The organism is Algoriphagus alkaliphilus (genome assembly GCF_900103735.1).
Lineage (GTDB): Bacteria > Bacteroidota > Bacteroidia > Cytophagales > Cyclobacteriaceae > Algoriphagus > Algoriphagus alkaliphilus.
This window is the reverse complement of record NZ_FMXE01000041.1, coordinates 14586-40655: the sequence shown is the minus strand read 5'-3', so window position 1 is coordinate 40655 and position 26070 is coordinate 14586. Positions and strand designations below refer to the sequence as shown.

The window sequence follows — 26070 nt, the reverse complement described above, 5'->3', positions numbered from 1 at the left end:
ACCATCGAGCTTCGACTTCCTGATCGAATACCCGGCCTCTTTGGCTAATGAATTGATGGATTTGGGGTTGAAATTTAAGAGAAATTTTTCTTTTAAAATCTGGTCTTTTTTATATATAAACCATTGATTATCTTTCATTTATACCCTGTTAATCCGTATATTGGGAGAAGAAAAAAGGCGACAAACCGTGAAATCGACCGTCTTTTTAAACTAAAAAAACATTATACAAATATGGGCAAAAGGAAGAAAGATCCCAATGGGGATCTACGTCCAAACCATAAATGAACTCGCTACCAGTGTTTTGGCTTGCTAAACTGACGGCTATGGCCTGAAGCATTCAGGGGCAAATCCTCCCACCGCGCCCTTAGGATCAATATTTTGTCCAGTCAAGAAATTCAAACCCAGATTCCAATATTGTTGAATCGGCTTTTTAAAACCTTTCATCCACTTTTTCTATGTTTGCGGAATATATAAGACTCACTGTGAAAATCTTCTTTAATCAGGTAGCCTATCTTAAGCATTCTGGTATTTAAAATTTTAGCGTACCCGGTAGATATTTCGCCACCAAGTCCTCATAATAAGGCCTCAAAGCCTTGGAATCCGGCGGAACAGGAACTTTTGAATACAGATCGTAGGGATTGAATTTATCCACCCATTTGAACATCTCGCGATCGTGATCATTGAGCAGGTGATCGTATGCATTTTCCCGATGCTGCGCATAAAAAGAATGGTAACGGATCATGTAAAGTGCGGGCTCGGGCATGTAATCTTTGACCATCTGATAAAGATATTCGTCATGACCCCAAGACATTTTTACCTGGTCCAGGCCGCATTGGTGCGAATACATCCCGTATTTGGTATTGAATCGCTCGTCCTTAGAATCAGGATTTCGGTCAAAATACTCGGGATAAACAATTCGATCGGAGTGCTTGCAACCAACGGGAAAAGTATCTCCAACCACAGCCCATTGGGGTTCGCCGAAAAGACACAGCACTTTTCCCAAGTCATGAATAAACCCCGTCAGCACAAACCAATCCGGATGCCCGTCAGCACGGATAGCTTCCGAAGTCTGAAGCAAATGTTGCAACTGATCCAAATTGGTATCCGGATCCGAATCGTCAATGAGCGTATTTAAGTAATTCACTGCATCCCAAAAAGGCATTTCCTTTTTCTCAAACTTCAAAAATTCCTTTTCCTTTTCTACCACAAAATCATAAGTCTGATAGGTATGATTGAGCTTGTAAAACTCACGCACAGTATCCACACGCTCAGAATCATGGTAATTCCGATAGTCATCCTTGGCCTTAGCTTGCTTGTCCTTAGGTTCAGGATAGCGAGTCAGGAGATCATCCTCCCAATCTTCGATGGATTGAAGGGGAGCTATTTCCGATGCAGAGAGCCTGGTTGTCATGGGTTTGGAGTTTAGAAATGAAATATAAAGACAATATCCAAAACTTCAGCTCCTGATTAGCTACGTTTTAATTCTCTTTGAACAAAAACGTACAAATAATTGTACAATAGGAATTGAAATCTCAACTTTAACAAAAAAACAGAAATCATGGAAGTCACTAGCTACTCTAAGTTTCGCGAGAACATGAAGTCTTATTTGGATAATGTAGTCAATGATTCAAGACCATTGTATGTCACCAGAACAAATGGGGAAGATGTAGTAGTCCTGTCCAAGTCTGACTACGAAGGTTTGCAGGAAACCTATTATCTAATGAGCAGCCCTAAAAATGCTGAAAGATTGTTACACGCCATTAATGAAGCAAACCAAGGCCTGGGAGTTAAAAGAGACCTTATCGAACTCTAAACCTTTTGCCTAATGACAATTATTTTTTTATCTAAAGGATGGGAGGACTATCAATATTGGATTGAAGTAAATATAAAGCTTCTAAGAAAAATCAATAAACTGATCAAGGAATGTCAGCGTAATCCCTTTGAGGGAATTGGTAAACCAGAGCCATTGAAAAACGAACTCTCTGGATGGTGGTCCCGCCGAATCGACAAAGAACATCGACTCGTTTACCGAGTCAAAGATGGCACTTTGGAAATCGCCCAATGCCGCCACCACTATTAATGCAAAATGGGCTCACAAGGATCCCATTTTAGATTTTTTGAGTGAATTTCAATATTCCGTTTCCATCAGTACTACTCCCATCAAAAGCAACCCAACTCCCAAACCCTTATGCTTGATTGTATCATCCTCCATACTTTTTCAGAAGTTCTTCCGAACTCTTAAACCTTCGCGCATTAAAGTCTCCCTTTGAAGCTTCAACTCTGGATTCGAGTTCTTTTACAAGCATTGGTCGCAGTGATTTTTCCTGGGATTCTTTAGGGTTATTTCTTGACATGATTTTATCGACTTGGATTCACTAGATGCTTTTTGTAATCAGTAATACATCAAAAGTATGTAATGGACTTCGACTCCCCGCCACGGCGGGCAAGCTGCTCAGTCTGACACACTGTGACTGAACACTTACCACTTTTACTACTCACCACTTACAAACCTTCCCTTTATCCTTCTCAAGTTCCCCTCAATATCTCCATTGGAGGTTGATTGATGATTTTTCGGCCATTCAGCCATCCAAGCACAATCGTCAGTCCGGTGATGGCCAGATACAAAACCAACCCTTCTTTCCAAGCCACACTGAAATTCATTTGAAAGACAAATTTCCCCAAAAGAAATGTTGCCATAAATGATAATAGTATCCCTGAAAGCGAAGCCAAACTACCCAAAAAGAAATATTCCAGCGTGTTGATTTTAGTCACAATAGCTGAACTGGCACCAAGAGTCCTCAAGAGAATACTCTCTCGCATCCGCTGATATTTGCTGATGATCAGCGAACTGATCAACACCAAAATCCCCGTTGCAATGGAGAAAAAGGCCATAAACTGAATCACAAAGCTGATTTTACCCAGAATCTCTTCCAGCGTTTCGACGATTGTCCCAAGATTGATTATTGAGATATTTGGAAAGGCACTCACGATCTCGGATTGCACATCGGCTGCCTCCCGGTCGTTTTTGGTTTTGGTGATCAGCACGTGGAATTTTGGAGCTTGCTCCAATACTCCATCCGGAAAAAGCACCAGAAAATTGGTCGAAACCTGATTGAATTTCACATCTCTAAAACTTCCGACATAGGTCTTAATCGGCCTACCCTGCACATTAAACTCCACTTCGTCGCCGATTTTGAATCCATTTCCTTCTCCAAATCCTTTTTCCAGCGAGACAAAAATACTATCCCCTTTAGAACCCATGGGCACCAATTCTCCGGAACTTAACTTCTCTGAAGAGATTAAAGTATCGCGATAGGTCACCCGAAATTCCCGATTGTAAAGCCAGCGGGAGTAATTCTCCTCCTTGGATAGCTCTTCGTTTTTCTTTTTGTCTATCCCGTTTATGGAGTTCAGCTGCATCGTCACAATCGCCACATCCTGCAGAATTTTCAGTCCTCTTCCTGTTACTTTTGAGCGAACCGAATCCAGTTGAGCCGGTTGAATGTCAAACATCAACATATTAGGCTGATCTTCCTTGTCTGCAAACTTGGCTTCCTCAAGCAGCTGATTTTGGAGGAAAAATAGGGTGGCTATCATCGCAGTGCCCAATCCAATCGTGGCAATCAGCGAGATCGTCTGATTATTGGGTCGATAAAGGTTTGCCAAGGCCTGTCTCATGGTGTACTCCAGCGAAATCGGTAGAAATTTTCTAACCGACCACATGATCAGTTGTCCCACACCCCAAAGTATTCCAAATGCGCCTAACACAAATCCGGTGAAGCCAAGCGAGAGTTTCCAGTCTTTTAATAGATAAAAGCTAAATCCCCAAATGAACAGCAGAATTCCCCCGATCACCAACCAACGAAGTGGATCTTTCATCAAAGTTGAATCCGTTGTCTCCGGTCTCAGCGTGGCCATCGGCGATACGTTTCGCACTTTTAGCAAAGGAAGTAGCGCAAAAAGAATCGACACAAAAAGCCCGGTAATAATTCCAAAACCTACTGAGAGCCAAGACACGCCCACATTCACTTCCACCGGTAAGAAGTCGGAGAAAACAGCAGGCAATACATATTGAAGCACCGTGCCCAGTCCGGCTCCGATCAAGGCTCCGACCAAGCCCATGACCATAATTTCGACCAAATAGATCAGTAATACATCCAGCGATGCGACTCCAAGACAGCGTAATACAGCCACCGAAGCCAATTTTTCTTTCACAAAAACATTAACCGCAGAAGCCACACCAACGCAGCCCAATAGCAAAGCGATAAATGCCACCAAGCTCAGAAAATTGGAAAGATTGGCAAAAGATCTACCCGTGGAGCGCTTTCTGTCTTCAACTGTATCGGCATCCAAGCGGTCGATTTCCCATTGCTCCTCGTAGGGCTTAATCAAAGCCTCCACATCTGTACCCGGCTCAAACTGCAAATACCGATTGTATTCCACTCGGCTTCCCAATTGCACCAGACCGGTTTCCTGCAAGTAAGCCATCGGGATATACACCGCCGGCGCGACTGTAGCCGTGATTCCGGTTTGGCCGGGGACTTTTTGAAGTTCGCCTACGATTAGAAAAGTTACAATTCCGACTTTGATCGAATCTCCAACTTCGGCATTAAACTGAGCCATCAGCGTTTTTTCCACCAATGCTTTTTTGCCTCCACCTCTAAAATCAGACTCAGCGTCCGCAGGAATGGTTTCTAATTTGCCATAGAATGGAAAATCCCCCTCTAAGGCTCTGACCTGTGTCAATCTGCTATCGCCGGAACTTGGAAATGCTACCATCGACGCAAAATTGATCTCAGCAGCAGTTTTTATAGCCATTGAATCCACTTGCTGCCCTCCGATAGGCTTATTGTTTTCCAATACCAAGTCTGCCCCCAAAAGCTCCTGTGCTTGGTTGTCGATGTCCTTGGTGAGGTTTTCGCCAAAGCTGCTGATTGCTACCAAGGCCGCTATCCCCACTACGATGGAGGAGACAAAGAGCAGCAAACGGGAGAGGTTCTTCCGGACATCCCGTAGCGCCATTTTTATAATCCATCCAAAATCAGGCATGAACGTCCTCCTGTATTTTACCGCCCTTGATATGAATGATGCGCTGAGTTTTGGCGGCCAGCTCCAAGTCATGCGTCACCAAAACCAAGGTAGTCCCCTGCTCTTTATTGAGGTCAAAAATGAGTTTCTCGATCATTTCACCGGTTTCTGTATCCAGATTCCCGGTAGGTTCGTCGGCAAAAAGAATTTTCGGCTCGTTGGCAAATGCTCTGGCAATGGAAACCCGCTGCTGTTCTCCGCCCGAAAGCTGGGTCGGGTAGTGGGTGGCCCGGTCTCCCAAACCGACTTTTTCAAGTAATTCCTGTGCTTTTTGACGTGCATCTTTTCGCTTCTTCAACTCCAAAGGCACCATCACATTTTCCAAAGCTGTTAGGGTTGGAAGGAGTTGGAAATTCTGAAAAATGAAACCCACATCTTTGTTTCGGACGAAGGCACGCTGGTCCTCGTTCATTTTTTCAAGAGCTTGACCATTGAGGACTACACTTCCGGTAGATCCGGAGTCAAGTCCTGCACATAGCCCAAGCAGGGTAGTTTTCCCACTTCCGGACGGACCGACGATTGCCAAGGTTTCCCCTGCCTGGATATCAAAATTTACCTCATCGAGGACAGTCAGCTTTCGGCTTCCGCTCTGATAGGTTTTGCTCAAGTTCTTAATTGATAATATGCTCATGAATAAGCGGTGGGTTAATTTTAAAGGTCAAACGACAGGGCTTGCGCTTTGTTAGCAATCCCGTTTTGACACAGGACAGTAAGCTAAATAAAAGAAAAAACGTTCGATAAATTCCAAGACAGTCGACCAACGGGCAGAATTGCTCGACCAACGCAGAAAAAGCTATTTTTGTGTCTTAGACAGAGGAGTTCACGGATCAATCTGAACCTTTTATCCGTAAATCCTTTTTAAATTAAAACGAATAAAAATGTTCACCTCCCGAAATTCATCTACACTATTAATTAGCCTTTTTCTTAGTGCAGTCTCGCTGAGTTCTTGTGGATCTTCCACTGAACAAAAACAAACAGATGTCGCTAAAATTGAATCTTCCCAGAAAAAAACGGATCAAAAAACCATTCTTTTTTTTGGCAACAGCCTCACGGCAGCCTACGGAATCGATCAGGAAGTTGGTTTTGCAGGATTGACTCAAGCAAGAATAGATAGCCTTGGACTCAACTACCGGGTAATTAACGGTGGATTGAGTGGTGAAACCACAGCGGGCGGTTTGAGCCGTTTGGATTGGTTTCTGGAGGATGAACCCTACATTTTTATTCTGGAACTTGGGGGCAATGACGGCCTGAGAGGAATCCTTCCTGCCGAAAGCAAGCGGAATCTGAACGGAATCATCGATAAGGTGCGGGCAAAATACCCTGAGACCAAAATCATCCTAGCGGGGATGCAAATCCCACCAAATATGGGTCAGGAATACACGGAAGAGTTCAAATCCATTTACCCTGAAGTGGCTTCTGAAAAGAACGTGACCTTGATTCCATTCCTGCTGGAAAATGTAGGCGGCATTCCCGAACTCAACCTGCCTGACGGAATTCACCCCACTGAAGAAGGTCACAAAATTGTCTTTGAGACGATTTGGCCTTATATTGAATCATTAATCAACTGATTTGCATATGACAACTATCTTGAAAAAAGGAATGACTAAGTTGGAGATGAATAAGGAAATCCAACAGATTACCAAACGCAAAAAAGTCAAGAGCATTGAACACCTTGCTGGTAAATTACAGGCAGATATAGATCCTCTAGAGGTGCAAAAACGCTTAAGGAATTAATGGGAATAGGGTTTTTGTAGACACAAATATCCTGCTTTACTTCTTAAAAGGAGAAAAGCCTATAGTGTACTTTTTATTGGAGAAGCAACTCTTGATTTCTTTTATAGTTGAATTAGAATTACTAGGCTTTTCGAAATTAGAACCAAATGATTTAAAATTGATCAAAGAATTATTAAGTCATTGCCAAATCATTGATATTGATCCAATTATTAAGGAAAAAACTATTTCGATCAAGCAAAAATCCTCTTTAAAATTACCTGATGCAGTTGTCTTGGCAACCTCTATTCGATTTTCTATTCCCTTAATCACAGCAGACAAAGATTTTTTAAGATCCAATGAAAAATTAGTGGTTTGGATGGATCTTTCATGATCAGTTTTTCACAAATTTTTTATTTTCTAAATTCTCAAAAAACCAATTAAAGCTGTTCCCTTCCAGAAATTTTTAAGCTATATTTTCAACTTCATTAAAATTTTTGAGAATGAGTTTTCAAATCAAACAATCCGCTGAAGCCTACGACGTAATCATTGTGGGTTCCGGAGCTGGTGGAGGCATGGCTTCCAAGATTCTTTCCGAAGCTGGACTTTCGGTAGCAGTAGTGGAAGCAGGAGGAGATTTCGATCCTGCCAAAGAAGAGGACAGAACCCAACTACGTCCACCCTGGGAATCCCCCAGAAGAGGAGCAGGAACTAAAATCCGTCCCTTTGGAGACTTCGATCAGGCGATCGGCGGATGGGATATCGACGGTGAACCCTATACCCGAAAAAACGGGACCCAGTTTGACTGGTTCCGGTCCCGAATGGTCGGTGGCCGTACCAACCACTGGGGAAGAATTTCGCTCCGTTTTGGCCCGAATGATTTCAAACGGGCCAGTATCGATGGTCTCGGTCACGATTGGCCCATCGGATATGAAGATGTAAAACCCTACTACGATAAAGTCGACAAACTCATCGGGGTGTTTGGGTCTAAAGAAGGCATTTACAACGAGCCGGACGGATTTTTCCTCCCTCCTCCCAAGCCAAGACTCCACGAGCTTTTCATCAAAAAAGGAGCTGATAAAGCATCCATCCCGATGATTCCCTCGCGATTGTCCATGCTGACCCGACCGATCAACAACGAGCGGGGCGTTTGCTTTTTCTGTGCGCAGTGTAACCGTGCCTGTCAGGTGTATGCGGATTTTTCAGCAGGAACTTGTCTCGTTCATCCGGCGATGAAAAAGGGGAAAGTAGACCTCTACACCCATTCCATGGTACGAAAAGTGACCACTGATGAAAGCGGAAAAGCCACGGGTGTTTCCTTCATAAGCAAAGTCGATATGAAAGAATACAAGCTCAAGTCCAGAGTTGTGGTACTTGGGGCATCATCTTGCGAGACCACCCGAATCATGATGAACTCCAAGTCCAAATCCCATCCAAACGGAATCGGGGCGGACTCGGGTGTTTTGGGAAGATACCTGCATGATTCTACCGGGGCCAGCCGATCAGCCATCATGCCTGACATGATGGATCGGGAACGCTACAACGAAGACGGGGTAGGCGGCATGCACATGTACACACCCTGGTGGCTGGACAATAAAAAACTTGACTTTGCCCGCGGCTACCACATCGAATATTGGGGTGGCATGGGTCAGCCTTCCTACGGTGCCGGAGGAGGTATGGACGCCATGCGGAAATACATCAAAGACGAATTTGGAAATCCAAGTCCAAATGGAGGTTATGGAGAGGGCTTGAAAAAAGACATCCGAAAAATCTACGGCTCCACATTTGGGATGTCCGGCAGAGGCGAAAGTGTTCCGATGTATGACAATTACTGCGAGATCGATCCCAATGTGGTGGACAAATACGGCATTCCGGTACTTCGCTTCCACTACAACTGGACAGATCAGGAAATCAAGCAAGCCAAGCACATGCAGGACACCTTTGAGGAGATTCTGACAGGTGCAGGAGCGACACTTTTGGGAGAAAAGCCAGGGGCTGAAACCCTCTATGGGCTTGCTGCTCCGGGAAGAATCATCCATGAAGTAGGGACAGCGAGAATGGGCAATGACCCGAAATCTTCCGTGGTCAATTCCAATTGCCAAGTGCATGATTGCAAAAACCTTTTTGTGGTGGATGCAGCTCCTTTTGTCTCTCAGGCGGATAAAAACCCGACTTGGACGATCCTTGCGCTCTCCTGGAGAACTTCTGACTACATCGTCTCCGAACTAACCAAGAAAAACATCTAAGCCATGAACAGACGGGACAATCTCAAACTCCTCTTCACAGGCTCTCTTGGAGCCGGAATACTCATGACCGGTTGCGATCCGGTGGACAAAAGCGTGCAAAGTCAGGTTTTCACCGGAGGCACTCCCGGTGGACGAACCGAGGAAGAAAACCTTCGCGATCAAAAACTGATGGAAGGAACTTTCTTCACCGATGAGGAACGAAAAAAGCTGGATACACTGGTAGATATAATCATACCTGCAGATGCTGAATCTCCGGCTGCGACCGAACTTAAAGTAACAGACTTCATTGACTTCATGATGCGGGATCAGCCCAACTCCCAAACCCCAATGCGTGGGGGATTGATGTGGCTGGACTTTGAGGCGGATGAAAAATTCGGAAAGACCTTCAATGAACTTTCCAAAGATCAAGTCTTGGCTATCGTGGACGAAGTGGCTTGGCCGGACAAAGCCAAGCCTGAATACATCGGCGGGGTTCGCTGGTTTAATATGCTGCGGAACCTCACTTGCTCGGGCTATTTCTCCACTGAAGCCGGCTGGAAATACATGGGCTACAAAGGGAATCAGCCGAACGTTTGGGACGGTGTTCCACAAAACGTTTTGGACAAACATGGGCTTTCCAATCCTGAGAAATATCTAAGTCTTTTTCTGAAACCTGAAGACCGGGGCACCGTGGCTGTCTGGGATGATGAAGGAAATCTGATCGGATAGTTCGATAACCCAATTTAAAATCCACGGTTCGGCAACCGTGGATTTTTTGATTCGTAGTAAGATGGATTAATCAACCAACAAGCCCTGCTCAATCAACAGATGAATTCAGCTCCGAAATATGAATAATTATTAGTCAATTTCTTGAATCTTAAAATCTGATTTAGTTTCTTAAGGAAAAAATCAGGCTATGCAAAAACTTTTGTCAGGTGCGGTTTTGATGACCGCATTTTTTGTTTGGGGTTGCGGATCTAGTGAAGAAAAAAGAATTGGAGATTCTCTGGAATGGGAACTGATCATCGAGGATTCGATTCAGGTGGATTATTTGGGAACTGTTCACGGAGCGGAATTCAGAGATGGAAAAGGTATCATTTTCAATTTCAAAGAAAACAAACTGATCCAGTTTGATGAAAGCGGAAAAATACTTCATGAGCAAGCTTATCCTTTTGATGGTCCCGACAAAGTGTTCTACCCAATGCAATTAAAAACTACTACAGAAGGCGAGCTTTATGGAGCAAGTTTCGTCGGTTGGCTCTATGAGTTTAATCCTGACTTGAGCTTTAAGCGTGAAATTAAGCTTCCATTTCTTACCGAAGCAAAAGATGGTGGAGGGACCCGCCGAGTCCTAGACGAATGGAACAAATATTTGATCATTTATTATCCGGGAAGAGATGGCGCAAACCCTTATGATCCATTTTTCTTCAGAGATCATTTTTTATTGGAAAAAGTTGATCCAAAGACCGGATCTGCTGAACCTATGATCCGGATTCCTTCAACCTCTCGGTATGCTTCCGATAAATATTATGAAAGACCTTGGGTTAATTTTGGTGTGTTAGGTGATACACTTTACCTAACACTTGATAACGAACCCATGATTCATCTTTATGATCTAGCGGATAGTACGAGATTTTTAAAAACCATTCCTTTTAATCCCAGCAAATTTGAAGACAATGGAGAGCATTCCAAACCCTATCAATACATTTCTCACACCACAATGCTGGACGGCAGAATCAATCAACTTTTTCCTACCAAACAAGGGCTTGTAATAACCTATGATGAAGGAATTAAAGAAGACTTATTTATTCAAAATGAGTTGAAAGAGCCCAAAAACTTCCCACTCTATCCCAATTTTCAAAATCAGATCTTGAAAGTGGTCCAGCTGAATGGAACGCTCTCCAATGAACTTATTATTCCTAACTCAATCAGCAGGCTGATGGGAATTGAATCCCTTGATAAACCTTTTTATGGCCTCAGAAACGATGACCTTATCGGTGAAGAGCAGGAGTATTTGACATTTTACAAACTAAAACTGAGACAGAAATAATCACCACTCAAAAAGGCCTTTTCCCGTCCAAAAGCTGAATAAGCTGAGTTTAGACATGATTGCTTATATTCCCATCGGAACAAAGAAAACCACATGCAAAAATCTTCATCTCTCCTCTTGCTGGCAGCGGGACTGATTTCATTCGGCTCGCTACAAGCACAGGATATCAAACCCACTACCGAGAAAGCCCTTCAGGAATCAGTCGACAAGCACAAGGCCATGCTTGCCTCCACCCCACTCCATAACTTCAAAGCCCGCAATGTCGGCCCAACCAATATGTCCGGCCGGATTGTGGATATCGAAGTAGCTCAAGACATCAACACCTACTATGTTGCCGCAGCCTCCGGAGGCATCTGGAAAACGGAAGACAACGGACAGTCCTTCAACCCAATTTTTGACCATCAGGGTGCTTTGGGTATCGGCGCGATGGCACTTTCCCCCTCTGACAACAACATCCTTTGGGTAGGGACAGGCGAGGACAATTCCAGCCGTTCGACCTATGCAGGCGCCGGCGTTTACAAGTCCACCGATGCAGGTAAAACCTGGCAAATGATGGGACTGGTTCATTCACACCACATCGGCCAAATCCTCATTCACCCCACCAATCCGGAAATCGTTTGGGTGGGATCGATGGGCGCGCTATACTCCAAAAACAAGGAACGGGGACTCTATAAGACAACAGACGGAGGCAAAACCTGGAAAAAGACACTTTACATCGACGACAATACCGGGATTATCGATATTCAGATTCATCCGACCAACCCGGATGTCTTGCTTGCTGCCAGTTGGGAGCGATTCCGTCAGGCGCATGACTTTATCGGCAATGGCAAAGGTTCTTCGATCTGGAGATCTGAGGACGGAGGTAATACCTGGAAAAAAGCCGTAGTAGGATTCCCTCAGGATGAGTTTACCGGCCGGATAGGTTTTGACTTTAGCCGCTCCAATCCTTCGGTAGTCTATGCCTTGCTCGACAATCAGGCCAAATCTGAAAAACCGGCTGACCCACCCCGTCAGCGGGGAAATCAGCAGCAGGAAGAAAATCCGCTGAAACTGGAGGACTTCAAGGATATGACTTTGGATCAGGCTTTGGCTTTGGATGATAAAAAACTGGAATCTCTGGCACGAAGAAGTCAATTTTCCTCCAAATACACCCCGGCAGAAATCAAGCGTCTCTTAAAGACAGGCAAGATCACCACTGCCCAAATCGCCAACTACAACGGCGGTGCAGTGGATGCAAATGCCGCGATGTTTGGCCAACCTATCATCGGGGCAGAAGTCTACCGATCAGAAGATGCCGGAAAATCCTGGAGGAAAGTCTCTGAATCTGACATCAGCCAATTGTATAATTCTTACGGGTACTATTTCGGGGAAATTAGGGTAAGTACATCAGATGAAAATGAAGTTTTTGTCTTGGGTGTGCCGCTTTTGGTTTCCAGAGATGGGGGAAAGAATTTCTCCAGAACAGATTCTATAGGTAGACCTCACTCCGACCATCAGGCGATGTGGATCAATCCCCAAGACAGCAAGCATATTCTACTTGGAAATGACGGCGGATTGTATCGAAGTTATGGTGGAGGAGCACGTTGGGATCACATGAATACCCAAATGCCGATTTCACAGTTTTACTCCGTAATGGTAGATCAGGCTACACCTTACCATATCTATGGAGGAATGCAGGACAATGGCGTGTGGTTTGGCAAATCAACCAATAAGCCAGAAGATCTCTGGGAACCACTTTTCGGAGGTGATGGAATGGTGGTGGCAGTTGATACCAGAAACAATGACATCGTCTACACCGGATCGCAGTTTGGAAACTACGCCAGAATCAACAAAAAGACTGGCGAGAGAAAGCGAATCACTCCGGGTCATGACATCGGAAACGCACCCAACCGCTGGAATTGGAGAACTCCAGCCGAGCTCAGCTACCACAATCAGGACATCGTGTACATGGGTTCGCAGTACGTATATCAATCCTTTGACCAGGGAAATACTTGGACAACCATCTCGCCGGACTTGACCAAAAACAAAAAAAGCGGAAATGTCCCTTTTGCCACTCTTTCCGTGGTGGAAGAATCACAGCTTGAATTTGGAACGCTTTACGCAGGTTCGGATGATGGCAATGTCTGGGTCACCCGCAACAACGGAGGCAACTGGACCAGTCTGAACGCAGGCCTTCCTCAGGACCGATGGGTGAGCAGCATTTCTCCTTCCCGATACAAAGAAGGCAGGGTCTATATCACGCTGAATGGCTACCGATACGATGAATTCAATACCTATGTATTCAAAAGCGAAGACTACGGCAAAACCTGGAAATCCATCAAAGCAAATCTGCCTGAAGAGTCGACGAATATCATCATCGAAGATCCCAAAATGCCAAACATCCTGTATTTGGGTACCGACCACGGTTTGTATGTGAGCATGGACGAAGGAAACAACTGGAATCTTTTCCAGGGAGAAATCCCTAATGTGGCCATCTACGACATGGTGATTCAGGAGCGTGAAAACCACCTGATCGTGGGTTCACACGGACGAAGTGTGTATCTCGTGGACTTGAAGCAAATTCACGACTTGGCTCAGCCGGGTCCAATGGTGATGGAAAAATAAATTTGAGATTAGAGATTTCAAATTCGAGAATCACCCGTTGATCTTCGACAGATGAATTAAATGATGCAATCGCGATTCTATTGCGACTAAAACTAATACAGTGAAATCAGGCTCCGAACGGCCTGATTTCCTGTTCATACAGTCACACTCGGACATTTTTCGGGACAGGCACAAATGAAACCTATTGTAATTTTTTCAATCTGAAGCTTAAGAAATCCATTTTCCAAAAATCCAGATTATTTGGAGGTGGATTTTTCTCAGGCGGATTTAAGTGGGCAAGTTTTCTGGGTTCGGAACTCAGCGGGGCCGTCTTTGATCAGACGAATTTGGAGAAAGCTGACTTTCGTGAAGCTGAAAATTACCGGATTGATCCTGAGAGCAATAGAATCAAAATTGCACGGTTTGATTTGGAGGGATTACCGGGATTGTTGGGAAAATACGGGATAAAGATCGGGAAAAGGCCAAATCAGAAAATGATCAGGCTTTTTTTAATTTGATTTTATTGGAAACAGTTGCCTCAAGCAGGCCTTCCTGAGGAAGACAGGCTCTGTTTGATTACTTCGCTTTTTCACCCCTTCATCATATTTTTTCAAGCATTCCAACAGGGATTTTATATTTTAGAAAGACCCAAAACCCCAACCTATGAACTCAATTGCACCTAATCCAACCAACAGGTTGGTATCCCTGGATGTGTACCGTGGATTGACCATGTTTTTATTGGTAGCCGAGGCTGCTTTGGTCTATGATACCTTGCTGGAGATTTTCCCCGAAGGAGATGCCCTCCATGGTTTTTTCATTCAATTCACTCATCACAAGTGGAATGGATTGATGTTTTGGGATTTGATTCAGCCTTTTTTCATGTTCATTGTAGGTGTTGCAATGCCTTTTTCACTTAACAAACGATTGGCAATATCAGAAGACCGCAGCAAAGTCACGCTACACATTTTGAAGCGCTGCATGCTGCTTTTCCTTTTCGGAACGGGCCTGCATTGCATTTATTCAGGTAAAATGGTTTTTGAATTATGGAATGTCCTGACCCAACTCTCCTTCACCATACTAGTGACATATTTCCTCCTGACCAAAGGATGGAAAGTGCAATTGGGAGTATCAATGGCCCTTTTAGCTTTGACCGAAATTCTGTATCGAGCCTATAACCCTGAAGTCCCCTTTGAGCACGGAACCAACTTCGGGAATTACTCCGATCAAATCCTGATGGGTAAAATCAATAATGGAGGATGGGTCGCTATCAATGCAATCCCAACCGCGGCGCATACCATTTGGGGAGCGATCTGTGGAAATCTGCTGCTATCCAAGAAAACTGATTCGGAGAAAATCAAAGTATTCCTCATCGCAGGCTTAGTTGGATTGGTGATTGGGTTTGGACTTGACTTGGCTGGAATCACGCCAATAATCAAGCGAATCAGCACCACGGCATTTGTGTTTGCCTCCGGAGGCTGGGCCTTGTTGGTTTTGGCGTTTTTCTATTGGTTGGTAGATGTCAAAAAGAAAAAAGGATGGGTCTTCCCATTTCTGATTGTCGGCATGAACTCCATTTTCATTTACCTTTTTGCTGAAATTTTGGGAAAATGGCTGTTTCGAACGATCGGGATATTCAGCACGGGTCTTCTAAGCTGGACAGGATTAGGGGAACATGGATTGGCACTGATCACAGCTATCCTGACGCTGAGTACACTTTGGGGATTGTGTCACTTTCTTTATCGAAAAGGGATATTTTTCAGGATTTGATCGAAGTAAAACTGAAACAGGAGAAAGACCAAGTTCGGTTTCTTTGTAGTTTCGGAAAAAAAACAGGTCCAATGCCCAAGCGACTTCAAACCCAAAAGGAAGAATTAGCCAATGCTCTCTCGCATGGGCTTGGGTTACTATTAGGGGTGATCGGCATTCCTTTTCTGATTCAAAAGGTACTGGAAAATGGGGATGCCAAAGCTTGGATTGGAGGAATTGCCTTTAGCGTGGGCATCCTGATGGTTTACTCATTTTCGACTTTTTATCATGCTGCAAAGAACTCGCAGTGGAAAAGCAAACTTCAGGTATTGGATCATATTGCCATCTACTTTTTGATTGCAGGATCCTATACTCCGATGGTTTTGGCGGTGCTGAAGCAGGACAAAGCGATAATTTTCCTTTCAATTCTCTGGGGGTCCGTTTTGATCGGCACTTTTTTCAAGCTTTTCTTCACCGGTAGATTCAAGATTCTTTCGATCATCATCTACCTGACGATGGGTTGGCTGGCTGTGTTTTTCATTCAGGATATCGTCGAGAGAATTTCCCTCGAAACCTTAATTTGGATTGGGATTGGAGGAATGGCTTATACCATTGGAGTTTATTTTTATGTGAAAAGTGAGAAACTCTTTTTCCACACGATTTGGCATTTTTTCGTGCTTGCAGGCACTATTGCGCACTTTGTGGCGGTATATCAGGTGATTTGAGATTACACTTAGAAAAATTGTCGATCTATTAAGATGAAACGTTTTTCAAATATTCAGCTAGACTTCCCATTGCAAAAAGCGGGAAATTTGTCATCCATGATTCCTGTCTGAAATCAGACATCGAGGTTCGAATTGGGGTAGTTTCCGGGAAATTATCAGCTACTACTTTCAGACTTTTTGCCTTGAGATTTTCTTCAGCTTTAACTTCGACAGGAACCACCTTCCCCTTGAACTGAAGGATAAAATCAAGTTCGGCAATCCCTCTTTCCGCTGACCAATAAAAGAGTGAATGTCCTGCCGCGGTCAATTCCTGAAGCACGAATTGCTCGGTCAAGGTCCCTTTAAACTCTGTAAAAAGACGATTGCCCTCTAGGATTGATTTGGGATCCAAATCCACCATCGTACCCAAAATCCCCACATCCAACAAATACACTTTAAATGAAGCAAAATCTTCATAGGCTTTGAGCGGAAATCCGGGTTTACTCACCCTGGCAATCCGATGGATCAATCCACCATCTCGAAGCCATTCGACCGCCAACTCAAAATCCTTGGACCGAGCTCCCTGCCTCAATTGACTGAATATAAATTTCTTGTTTTCTTTGGCCAGTTGGGCAGGTACCGCATTCCAAACCATCCGAATCCGCGGCACAACTTCGACAGGTGCATGTTTGGAAAAATCCAATTCATAAGACTGCAAAATTCGCTTTTGAATCTCCCTCACCACAAAAAAGTCCCTGTGATCCACATAAGATTTTACCGCTTCGGGCATGCCCCCAATAAAATAATAAGACTTAAGGAGCTGTATAAATTTTTCCCGAAAGGGAGAAATCAAATCCCAATCCAAGCGCTTCAAAAGTTCAGAAAGGGGCTTTTCTCCCAGTGCTTCCAAAAATTCGGAAAATGTCAAAGGATACAAATTCAAAAATTCCACCTTGCCGACAGGAAAAGACGAATTCTGATGCATAGCTACACCTAAAAGCGACCCGGCAGCCAATAGCGCATACTCTGGAATTTGTTCCTGAAAATACTTCAATGCTGTCAAAGCCTCCTGACATTCCTGGATTTCGTCAAATATCACCAAAGTCTCAGAAGCAACAATTGGCTTTCCTACCTGAATTTCCAACCCTTGGATAATTCTCGACAAGTCCAGGCCCTGCTCAAAAAGCGACCGTGCCTGACGGTTTGTTTCGAAATTCACATAGACTAAATCCGAAAAATAGCTTCGCCCAAATTCCTGCATCAGCCAGGTTTTCCCCACCTGCCTTGCTCCCCGAATGATTAGGGGTTTGCGATCGGGAGAATTCTTCCAATTCAAAAGTCTGGGCAACAAATGTCGATTCATCCTATTCCGTTAATGGTTCGAAATTACACTTTCTCAAATGAATAAATGTGAATGATAACACTTTTTCAAATGAATAAATGTGAATGATAACACTTTTTCAAATGAATTGATTTAAATATAGGAAGCTCGGCGCATAAAAAAAGTGTATCGCTTGGAGCAATACACTTCTTTGTTTTGATAATTGGCTATTAGAGATTCAAATTCCCTTCAATAGAATCATCCATGGTTTTCCCGGAAATCATGCTCAAGAGAATTTTAATCCCCGCGATCGCATTTCCGTGTTTGTTGTCCCAATAATAGCCCGAATCCGGAATAAACCGGATCACTGATATCCTGGGATCATCGACGCCTTCGGTAAACCATGTCTTGATGGTAGGATCCCAGAGTTCTTTGATTCTTTCCTTGTCGTAGCTGACTTCCGCATGGCCATTCAGCTCCAGGAAATCGGAGTAGGAGGAGCCTTGAAAATAGAGCGTCACATTCGTGTTTTGCTCCAACTCCATGTTTTTCACACTGTCTTTGGCGCTGAGAAACCAAACATTCCCCGCATCGTCGGTTTTTTGAACAGCCATTGGTCTGGATTGATGAGAACCGTTGAGATTTGCATGGGTTACAAAAAAGCAAGAGCCTGATTTGTCGATCAGTGATCGGATTTTATCAATAGCCTCAGGTCCAACCAAATTCTTTCTATTGGTTTCTTCTTGCTGTTTATCAATTGAGTTCATCGTTTTTTGTGTTTTATTAAGTAAAAAAAGAGTTTGCGGTGTAAACCCCCGTGACGCTCTGTCTTCCAAAAGAGATCAAAAGTGCATCCAAGATTCGGAGCCTATTCTTTGGCTCAATGTTCTTTTGTAGAAAAGAAAATAATATTTTGAAAAGTTGAAGAACACTTAAATCCAGCCCAGTAAACTTTCTTTATTTCCGTTTAATGAGATAAAATAGTTGGAATTACTCCGTTATTAATTTTAATCACTTTGTAAAGACAAGTTTAAATTGTGATTTAAAACGGCGAAATGAGTGATGGCAATTCCACAAAGTGTGGAATTAAAGACCCAAAATCAAAACTATACTTTCTCCTTTTACGAGTTTAGGGAGCAGAAAATCAATCGCACTCAGAAGCGGAAATTAATGGGACATTATTCAAACTCCCCTCCATCCACGTCTTTGATAAACTGGATCAATCCCGGAAAAAAATGCTCCGGATCGTCATATTGGCTGAGATGACTGCCATTTGGACAAAGTAAAAATCGTCCATTTGCCACTTCTTTGGACATCCATTCCATGTGTTTGGGATCCATGGTATCATGTGTGCCGCCGATGACTAAGGTGGGAACAATTATATTTTTCAACTGATCTTTCACATTCCACCCTTTCAGACTTGCTCCCGGAGTGATACCAAACTCGCTGTATCCCTGCATGTAGACATATACATTGGGATTCACCTGTCCCATCATTCGGTTGATTTCTTCAGGCCATTCATTTGGAGGCATCCGAAGTACATGCTGTGGGTAATGATGGGCTCCCAGTAATTCCATGTAGCGGGGATTTTCGAAGTCATTGTTCTTTTCGATTTCCATCAGTTCGGCAAAAACCGAGGGGGGCATTTGAGGACCAAGGACTTCCTTGGCGTATTTTTCATAATCATCCAAACTTGCCATCATGTTGGAAATGATAAGACCTTTGAGTTTGTCCTGGTGTCTAAAGGCGTATTCCATCCCGAGCATTCCACCCCAGGATTGACCATAGAGGAAGAAGTTGTCCTTGTTCAAACCCAAGGCAATTCTCACCTGCTCCACTTCATCCACAAATCGCTCAATCGTCCACAGCGTGGAATCATCCGGTTGATCAGAATGTGCCGAACCCAACTGATCATACCAGATAAACTCGATGCCTTCCTGTGGCAGATAGTCTTTGAAATTGGCGTACTGCTCATGCGTCATCCCCGGTCCTCCATGGAGCAGGAGCACTTTCATCGTCGGATTATCCCCTACCCGCTGAGTATAAACTTTAAATTCGCCCTTTGGTGTGGTGATCGGAATCATCTGAACATCCTCTTCCATCACAACTGCTGTGGAGTCTGACTCGACTGATTCAGTTTGAGTATGGGATTGGCAGGAAAAAAAGGAAATTGCTGCTGAAAGAACTAGAATCCAGAGGTATTTCATGGTGGCGGAGTTTTGTCATGAATCAATTTATAAGAAAAATTGAAAGGATTCAACCTGAAAGATGGAATTGCGATTTCCTCGCATCAAGGGATTGTAAATCAAAGATGAGTTACATCAATAAATCCAAGTCTTTTGATTTTTAATGACTGTGAGTTGAAAAAACTTCTAACATCATTTAGACCACTTAATAGTGACCAAAAGCTGAAACCACTGTGACGATGACTTTATCCCCATCAATGGATTAAACGAGGCGGTGTTCTTGGTTTATCCTTCTTGACCAGAATCCTGAAAGGTTATTTTTTAATCTTTCAGGCTTGCCAGTTCCGGTCTCTGGATGTTCTTGAAGTTCCTCGATAAGTTTTTTAAACTTCCTAATTAAAGGTTGATTTCCAGATTTTAATATCTTCTCAATATCCTTTATCGCATCTGGACGAAAAACAATTTTAAAACTCATCCACTATCCAAAAGCTTCTTAATTGCTTCATCAGATAGCGTTACCGACTCAATATTTCCTGCATCCATTTCTTTCTTTCTCCGAAGAATCTCCTTAACATTTTCTGGATTATCAAAAAAAGGGTCTCCACTCGGAGAAGGATTATCATTTTTGGCCAATTTCCATTCTCGGAAGGCCAACTTATGTTTGCGTGCAAGCTCCCTGAACTCATCCAATACCTCAGGCTTATCAGTCTCTATTTCAAATAGTTGCTTCATGACATAAAGTTACGGTAAAATCCTCTTGAAGATTCTTGGCAAAAACGGAAAATAAGACAAAATCTCGGTCAACTCTCTTAAAAATGCAAAGAATATAAATCAAAAATAATTTGAACAAAAAAATCCAAGCCTTTCGACTTGGACTTTTTAGACTTCAGACTTTATACTTCTGATTTTTAAACTTTCTCCACCCATTCCACTCCCGTGTCTTTCCAGGATCTGGAATTGGCGGATTCGATGACGGCTTCGCAGACTTTCTGAGTTTCAAAGGCATCCCGGAAAGTTGGATGGCATGGTTCCCCAGTCTGCAAGCTCAGGAAGAAATCGGACACTTGGTGGATAAAGGAATGCTCGTATCCGATGGAAGTTCCGGGAATCCACCATCGCTTCATATAAGGATGATCCCCATCCGTCACGTGAATGGATCGCCATCCCCTTACCTGACTTTCGTCACCATGATCAAAATACTCCAGTCGCGTCAGGTCATGCAAATCCCATCGGATGGAAGCATGCTCCCCATTGATCTCAAAGGTGTAAAGTGCTTTGTGTCCTCTTGCATAGCGTGTCGCCTCAAACAGTCCCAAGGAACCATTGGAAAAGTGGCAGTGAAAAATACAGGCATCATCGATTCCTACTTTTTTCTTTTCTCCCGAACCCACATGAACCCGCTCCTTTACAAAAGTTTCGGTCACCGCTGAGACATCGGTAATGCCTCCATTCAACCACATCGCCGTATCGATGCAATGCGCCAAGAGGTCACCCGTCACACCCGAACCTGCGGCATCCACATCCAATCTCCAGAGTCCATCTCCTCCTTGCGGCAATTCGGGATTGATCGTCCAATCCTGCAGGAAATTGGCGCGGTAGTGGAAAATCTTGCCGAGTTTCCCTGAGGCAACGATATTTTTGGCCAGAGTCACAGCGGGAACACGACGGTAATTGTACCACACCGTATTTTTCACTCCGGAGGCTTCCACAGCTTTCACCATTTCTTCTGCTTCCGCCACTGTACGTGCCAATGGTTTTTCACAGAGAATCATCTTCCCCGCCTTGGCGGCTGCAATGGCGATTTCTGCATGAGAATCATTTGGGGTACAAATATCCACCGCATCGATATCGTCCCGTGCAATGATTTTTCTCCAGTCCGTTTCGATGGATTTATAGCCCCACTGATCCGCGAATGCCTGTGCACGTTCTGCCTTTCTGGAACAGCAGGCCTGAAGTACAGGAACATACTCGTATTCTGGGAAAAAGTCCGACAATCGCTTATATCCATTGGTATGTATTCGGCCCATCAGTCCTGTGCCGATCAGTCCGATTCTGATTTGTTTTTTAGTATTCATGATTGAAAGATTTTAAAATTGGAATATTGGAAAATTGAGTTGAAAAGTGGTAAGGTTGGAAAGTTGGAAGGTTGCAAAGTTATAGTTCCTCAAACGTCCACTTTCAAAACTAACATCAACATTAGCTTGAAGCCCGTATTTCGTACTTCGTAAATCACCCTTTCCAACCGTGTGCGTCTCGCACCTTCACCATCGCTGCGAGGATATCATTCCAGGTTTGCTGATTTTCCATCACGGCATTGGGAAACATGCAACCATCCCAGCATATGTGCTGGAAAGCTTTGGTCAACTGTCCATTTTCATCTCTTAGCCAATAGCCTGCATCATGAGCAATATCCAACAGGCCGTTTGGATCGGTAGCTTGACAGTGACGTCCGGTTTTGTCATGCGAACCCGAACCGAAAACTGACCCATCGTTTTGAGCGACGTGGAAGTCGATGGTCCATGGACGCAGCACATCAGTTACTGTTTTCAATGCAGCCTTAATCGTCTCACGATCCTTGAGGTCTGCATCGGCAGGCAAGATTCTGTTTTCAGGAGCATTGTAGCCCATCGTGTAGAGGAAAGTGTGGGACATGTCTGCCTGGAAACCAATGTTTGGACGATCTACCATTTCGAGCAACTCCACCATATGTTTCCAGCTGTGCATGGCTCCCCAGCAGATTTCGCCTTCGGCGGCTAATTTTTCTCCAAAACCTGCAGCAACATCACAGGCTTCACGGAAAGTCTCAGCAATTTGCTTGGTGTTTCCCACAGGATCTTTTGCCCAATCCGTAACTCCAGCTGCAGAATCAATCCGCACTACTCCATAATGCCTCACCCCAAGATCTTTCAGCTTTTGGCCAAACTCACAGGATTTCCGGACCATTTCCACAAATGTTTTGCGCTGATCGGCGGTGCCCATGGCTGAACCTGCCCAGATTGGAGCGACGAGCGAGCCAACATTCAGGCCGTATTTGGAAACTTTGTCAGCAAGCTTTCTAGCTTCATCAGGATTGTTGAGATCAAAATGCGGTTCGAGCAAGCCCACATCGATTCCATCAAATTTCACTCCCTTGACTTCTGCAGCGGCTGTCATGGACAGAAGTGTATCAAAAGGAATGACAGGTTCGGAGTCCGGGCCTTTGCCCACGAGTCCCGGCCAAGTGGCGTTGTGGAGTTTAGGGAAATTGTTCATGGTTATGTTTGGATTTGAAAATTGAAAGATTGGAAAATTCGAAAATTAATGTGCTACAAAATAATTGGGATCGGATAGTAAACTTTTTTGTCAACTGTCGACAGACCACCGTCTACAGCTTGCCATTTCGTACCTCAATCCTTAAAACCAAGATTGAAGTTTCTCGAGGGCATCTGTCAACTGTTGACCGTGGACTGTTGACTAAGAAATTGCTAAATCAGGATTTCTTGGCCCGAAGTGCTTCAGCATCACGATAGGGTCGGTTTTAGAATGATTGGTAATCTTCACTCCCGCCTGCGCAGCTTTCTCTGTCACAAAATACTCGTCATGAGTCAACTGCCCAAATCGAATCAAAGCCGGTGTTTCGATGTCCCATACGCCCATCTTGCCATAGCCTTGCATCATGATAAAACCATAAGCAGCAGCATCTTTGATCACCACAGTTTGGCCGGGAAATACCGTCAACTCTTTGGCACTGTAATCATGAGAGCGATAGCAAATCCAGGTCTCATGATATCCTTGCGCCCGCATTTCTTTAGAATTCTTTACAGGAATCGGCTCCATGTAGTGATTATCCATCAAGTTGGGATTGACATTGAGGTCCCAGTCGATCATCTCTACCAGCAATTCGTAGTCTCCCCATCGGTCCTTGGGTGTAGCATTCCAAAGCAAATCCTCCGGAATAATCGCCTCATTGACCAAGGACTGATACATGGCGAAAATGTCAGAGGCCTTTTGAGGTTCGTAGGTACAAAGTGATCCCGGTGCATGGAGCATTCCCGGAGGTACATCCCAACCTGTACCCGGCTGAAGTCGGAAAGCCTGAGAGTAATTCGTGATCTTGTTGTCGCCTTTTTTGAAATCTTTCAAGCACTGCAGAATCGTCTCTTTGCTCGTTCCCGGCGCAATTCCGAAGAAAGTATAGGGAAAATCTCCACCATGATTATTCACCTGAGGAGGGAAATAGTAGGCTTCAGGTTTTCCGTTTTGATTGGTCAGCTTTCCAAATTCATCCGAGGGGTGAATGTGATGGGGAAGCGGTCCCATATTGTCAAAAAACTTGGAATACATCGGCCAGGATTTATACTGATCCCAAAGTCTGGAACCAACGATCAGCGCACCCAACTCATCAATGGCATCTTTCAGGAGAAAAAGCTCCGTCTTACCTCCTTCTTCAAAAGCAATATGGCTCAAACCCTCATTTTTGGAAGTCAGTGGTCCGTTTTCGGCGGGTGTGGTCGAAGCAAACCAACGTTCATCAATCCCTCCTCGCATTCCTCCAAAGGAATAATAATCGTCGGGATGAAGTTTGATTCTTCGACCGGGTACGCAAAAGGACCGCGGAACCCAAGTTGGGGTTAATCTCAGTATTCCTTCGCCTTGTTCAAGGGCTTTTTTTGCTAGGCTCATTTTATTGGTTATTAGGTTATTGAGTTATTGACTGTTCATTATTCGAAATTCAATATTCGATATTTTGAAGCTTGAGAATAGTTATTGGTTATTGAGTATTAGGATTGGAAAATTGAAAGATTTCAAAATTGAAAAATTGGTTTTTCCGGTTCTTTAATTTTCTAAATTCAATTTTTATCCGAAATAAATTCTGATTATATGGCTTATTGTTCAAGGTTGACGTGGTAATTCATAAATCGTATTTTTTTTAAGTCAGTAATCGTTAATGCCCAAATTTCAAATTTCAAATCTCAAACCTTAAATCCTCTCGCTTTTTCTCCGGTCAGCACCTCCAACTCCAAGTCATACTTTTTGCCAGCTCCGGGATCAAGTAAAATCAAAGTTCCATTCTCTCTTGCTTCAGCTTGACCGATTGGTGGATGTGTCGCAGGTTCCAATGCTGTGACATACTCATTTTTGCCCCAATGCTGCCAGTTGATCAGCCAAGGCATTTGGGTTTTTGAAAAGGAAATTTTAAGGGCCAATTCCAAATTGTCATTCGCATAGCCACAAATGACTTGATTTTCATCATCTGCGGTTGGATTGATAAATGCCACATCTTCTCCGAATCCTGTATGAGCATCCATTGGTGGAGCGCATTGGGTAAATTCATATCTCCTGTTGAAATCCGTATTGTTTATGTCTGTGGCTTTATGTTTTTTTTCTCCCTGCCAAACGATCCGCGTGCCATCATCGATTAATGGCCAACCGCAATTGATGTGATAAAGCAACATATGGGGTGCCGGAGCATTTCCACGGTTGATCACCTGATCTTTAATCCGAATTTTGGCCGAACCGACCTTTCCTGAAATCGTGCGAAGCATTTCCAAACTCGGACCAAACGTGGTCGTTTCCCTGACTTTGGCCACAATCTCAAAGCTCAAATCTCCTGAGAAAATGTCCGGTTGCTTGATGGAGACGAGCTCGGCAGGAGAATTCGAATAGTTGCCATGAAGTCCTCTGCTACCACTTTCATCGGTATTTGGCGGACCGGCATTGGAAAGCCCGCAAGTAGTCAACAAGCCTCCTCCAAAGGTGCGAAGCCAGTCAATTCCCTGATTGGAAAAGGGCTGTGGAGCAGTCAGCCCGGCATGGGAAATCCAAGCAAGACTATATTCATTGAAAAAGGCATCCAGAATATCCATTCCTCGATCCAGTACCAGTTTGTACCGAAGCCCGGTGCCGGTATTTATCCAGGCGATTCGTACTCCACGACCTGCCCCGTTGTCGATGACCGAGGTTTCGATGCCGCCGATTTGGTGAGAATTGGAGAGTTTATGTTTCCAGTTGCTGGGATTTCCGAGGTTCATTTTGGGTTTGATGGACTAGAATTAAACCTATAAAAAAGGCTTCCCGAGTCTATCCTGCTGTATGTGGGTAGCCTGGAAAAGTGTAGGCTTAAGATAGGTAAAATGGGAAAGCGAATTTTGCCGTCAGTCAAAAAATGAACTGAATTAGCACTAAAAATCCATTAAAGCGTAATGTGCCTTTCGATTATCTCATTCTCATAAGCTCCAATCCATAAGAGCCGAAAAAGACAGCAAAGAATAAAGTTTTATCATAAGGTGTTTTTGGTTAATATTTAAGCTGAATGTGTGCCTTACTCAAAACATTCACAATACATGGAGAAACAATTCCAAATATTTATTTTCAACCTCAATAAATTGTTTCGTATCCCCGCTTTTTTGGTATTTCAATTATTCTATGCCTAATTATTACTTTATCAGGAAGGGAAAATAGCCATCCCTTTTTTATG

General features: G+C 43.9%; 24 protein-coding genes. 11 read left to right on the top strand and 13 right to left on the bottom strand.

The annotated features are described in order from the left end of the window. Positions 1-529: 529 nt before the first annotated feature. Complete coding sequence (locus BLQ81_RS19825) at positions 530-1411, bottom strand: inositol oxygenase family protein (protein WP_092734165.1); 882 nt, start codon at positions 1409-1411, stop codon at positions 530-532. Between the two features lie 147 nt (positions 1412-1558). Here BLQ81_RS19825 and BLQ81_RS19820 point away from each other — a divergent pair, with 147 nt between their 5' ends. Next, a complete protein-coding gene (locus BLQ81_RS19820; protein ID WP_092734162.1) occupies positions 1559-1813 on the top strand; it encodes a type II toxin-antitoxin system Phd/YefM family antitoxin in 255 nt (84 codons plus the stop codon). A 12-nt stretch (positions 1814-1825) separates the two neighbouring features. Continuing rightward, entirely contained in the window at positions 1826-2080 is a 255-nt protein-coding gene (locus tag BLQ81_RS19815) for a Txe/YoeB family addiction module toxin (protein WP_092734159.1), read from the top strand. A gap of 121 nt (positions 2081-2201) precedes the next feature. Here the strand turns inward: BLQ81_RS19815 and BLQ81_RS22405 are convergent, their stop codons facing one another. From BLQ81_RS22405 to BLQ81_RS19805, 3 genes are all read right to left on the bottom strand, one after another. After that, the gene (locus BLQ81_RS22405; protein ID WP_175454292.1) at positions 2202-2354 is read right to left on the bottom strand and encodes a hypothetical protein; all 153 of its coding nucleotides are present in this window, start codon (positions 2352-2354) and stop codon (positions 2202-2204) included. 172 nt (positions 2355-2526) lie between these two features. Further along, positions 2527-5049 carry an ABC transporter permease gene (locus BLQ81_RS19810; RefSeq protein ID WP_092734155.1) on the bottom strand — a complete coding sequence of 841 codons (2523 nt, stop codon included), beginning with the start codon at positions 5047-5049 and terminating at the stop codon, positions 2527-2529. Next, entirely contained in the window at positions 5042-5719 is a 678-nt protein-coding gene (locus BLQ81_RS19805; protein WP_092734152.1) for an ABC transporter ATP-binding protein, read from the bottom strand. Before BLQ81_RS19805 ends, BLQ81_RS19810 begins: the two co-directional genes overlap by 8 nt. Positions 5720-5966: 247 nt before the next feature. On the opposite strand from BLQ81_RS19805, the gene BLQ81_RS19800 reads away from it, so the two are divergent. The 9 genes from BLQ81_RS19800 (at position 5967) to trhA (ending at position 16127) form a co-directional block, all read left to right on the top strand. Then, the gene (locus BLQ81_RS19800; protein ID WP_092734149.1) at positions 5967-6656 is read left to right on the top strand and encodes an arylesterase; all 690 of its coding nucleotides are present in this window, start codon (positions 5967-5969) and stop codon (positions 6654-6656) included. 161 nt (positions 6657-6817) lie between these two features. Further along, entirely contained in the window at positions 6818-7192 is a 375-nt protein-coding gene (locus BLQ81_RS19795; RefSeq protein WP_092734146.1) for a type II toxin-antitoxin system VapC family toxin, read from the top strand. Between the two features lie 109 nt (positions 7193-7301). Continuing rightward, the gene (locus BLQ81_RS19790) at positions 7302-9044 is read left to right on the top strand and encodes a GMC family oxidoreductase (RefSeq protein WP_092734143.1); all 1743 of its coding nucleotides are present in this window, start codon (positions 7302-7304) and stop codon (positions 9042-9044) included. A gap of 3 nt (positions 9045-9047) precedes the next feature. Beyond that, complete coding sequence (locus tag BLQ81_RS19785) at positions 9048-9752, top strand: gluconate 2-dehydrogenase subunit 3 family protein (RefSeq protein ID WP_092734140.1); 705 nt, start codon at positions 9048-9050, stop codon at positions 9750-9752. A gap of 187 nt (positions 9753-9939) precedes the next feature. After that, the gene (locus tag BLQ81_RS19780) at positions 9940-11073 is read left to right on the top strand and encodes a hypothetical protein (RefSeq protein WP_245693322.1); all 1134 of its coding nucleotides are present in this window, start codon (positions 9940-9942) and stop codon (positions 11071-11073) included. Positions 11074-11166: 93 nt separating this feature from the next. Continuing rightward, the gene (locus BLQ81_RS19775) at positions 11167-13677 is read left to right on the top strand and encodes a WD40/YVTN/BNR-like repeat-containing protein (protein WP_092734137.1); all 2511 of its coding nucleotides are present in this window, start codon (positions 11167-11169) and stop codon (positions 13675-13677) included. 122 nt (positions 13678-13799) lie between these two features. Next, a complete protein-coding gene (locus BLQ81_RS22985) occupies positions 13800-14174 on the top strand; it encodes a pentapeptide repeat-containing protein (protein ID WP_092734134.1) in 375 nt (124 codons plus the stop codon). Positions 14175-14319: 145 nt separating this feature from the next. Next, on the top strand, positions 14320-15423 hold the full coding sequence (locus BLQ81_RS19765) for an acyltransferase family protein (RefSeq protein WP_092734131.1): 1104 nt from the start codon (positions 14320-14322) through the stop codon (positions 15421-15423). 71 nt (positions 15424-15494) lie between these two features. Next, on the top strand, positions 15495-16127 hold the full coding sequence (gene trhA, locus BLQ81_RS19760) for a PAQR family membrane homeostasis protein TrhA (protein WP_139183684.1): 633 nt from the start codon (positions 15495-15497) through the stop codon (positions 16125-16127). Positions 16128-16155: 28 nt separating this feature from the next. On the opposite strand, the gene BLQ81_RS19755 is transcribed toward trhA, so the two are convergent. The 9 genes from BLQ81_RS19755 to BLQ81_RS19715 all read right to left on the bottom strand — a co-directional run bounded on the left by BLQ81_RS19755 (position 16156) and on the right by BLQ81_RS19715 (position 25624). After that, positions 16156-17469 carry an ATP-binding protein gene (locus BLQ81_RS19755; RefSeq protein WP_092734125.1) on the bottom strand — a complete coding sequence of 438 codons (1314 nt, stop codon included), beginning with the start codon at positions 17467-17469 and terminating at the stop codon, positions 16156-16158. Between the two features lie 188 nt (positions 17470-17657). Next, entirely contained in the window at positions 17658-18194 is a 537-nt protein-coding gene (locus BLQ81_RS19750) for a pyridoxamine 5'-phosphate oxidase family protein (protein ID WP_092734123.1), read from the bottom strand. 411 nt (positions 18195-18605) lie between these two features. After that, positions 18606-19634, bottom strand: a complete 1029-nt coding sequence (locus BLQ81_RS19745; RefSeq protein WP_092734120.1) for a proline iminopeptidase-family hydrolase — start codon at positions 19632-19634, stop codon at positions 18606-18608. Positions 19635-19875: 241 nt separating this feature from the next. Beyond that, entirely contained in the window at positions 19876-20088 is a 213-nt protein-coding gene (locus BLQ81_RS19740) for a Txe/YoeB family addiction module toxin (RefSeq protein WP_092734117.1), read from the bottom strand. Further along, entirely contained in the window at positions 20085-20345 is a 261-nt protein-coding gene (locus BLQ81_RS19735) for a hypothetical protein (RefSeq protein WP_092734114.1), read from the bottom strand. Before BLQ81_RS19735 ends, BLQ81_RS19740 begins: the two co-directional genes overlap by 4 nt. Positions 20346-20521: 176 nt before the next feature. Further along, entirely contained in the window at positions 20522-21688 is a 1167-nt protein-coding gene (locus BLQ81_RS19730) for a Gfo/Idh/MocA family protein (RefSeq protein ID WP_092734112.1), read from the bottom strand. 154 nt (positions 21689-21842) lie between these two features. Then, positions 21843-22865, bottom strand: a complete 1023-nt coding sequence (locus tag BLQ81_RS19725; protein WP_217636692.1) for a sugar phosphate isomerase/epimerase family protein — start codon at positions 22863-22865, stop codon at positions 21843-21845. Positions 22866-23066: 201 nt separating this feature from the next. Next, positions 23067-24275: a cupin domain-containing protein gene (locus BLQ81_RS19720; RefSeq protein ID WP_092734106.1), complete on the bottom strand. Its 1209-nt coding sequence runs from the start codon at positions 24273-24275 to the stop codon at positions 23067-23069. Between the two features lie 290 nt (positions 24276-24565). After that, on the bottom strand, positions 24566-25624 hold the full coding sequence (locus tag BLQ81_RS19715; RefSeq protein ID WP_092734103.1) for an aldose 1-epimerase family protein: 1059 nt from the start codon (positions 25622-25624) through the stop codon (positions 24566-24568). Between the last annotated feature and the right edge of the window lie 446 nt (positions 25625-26070).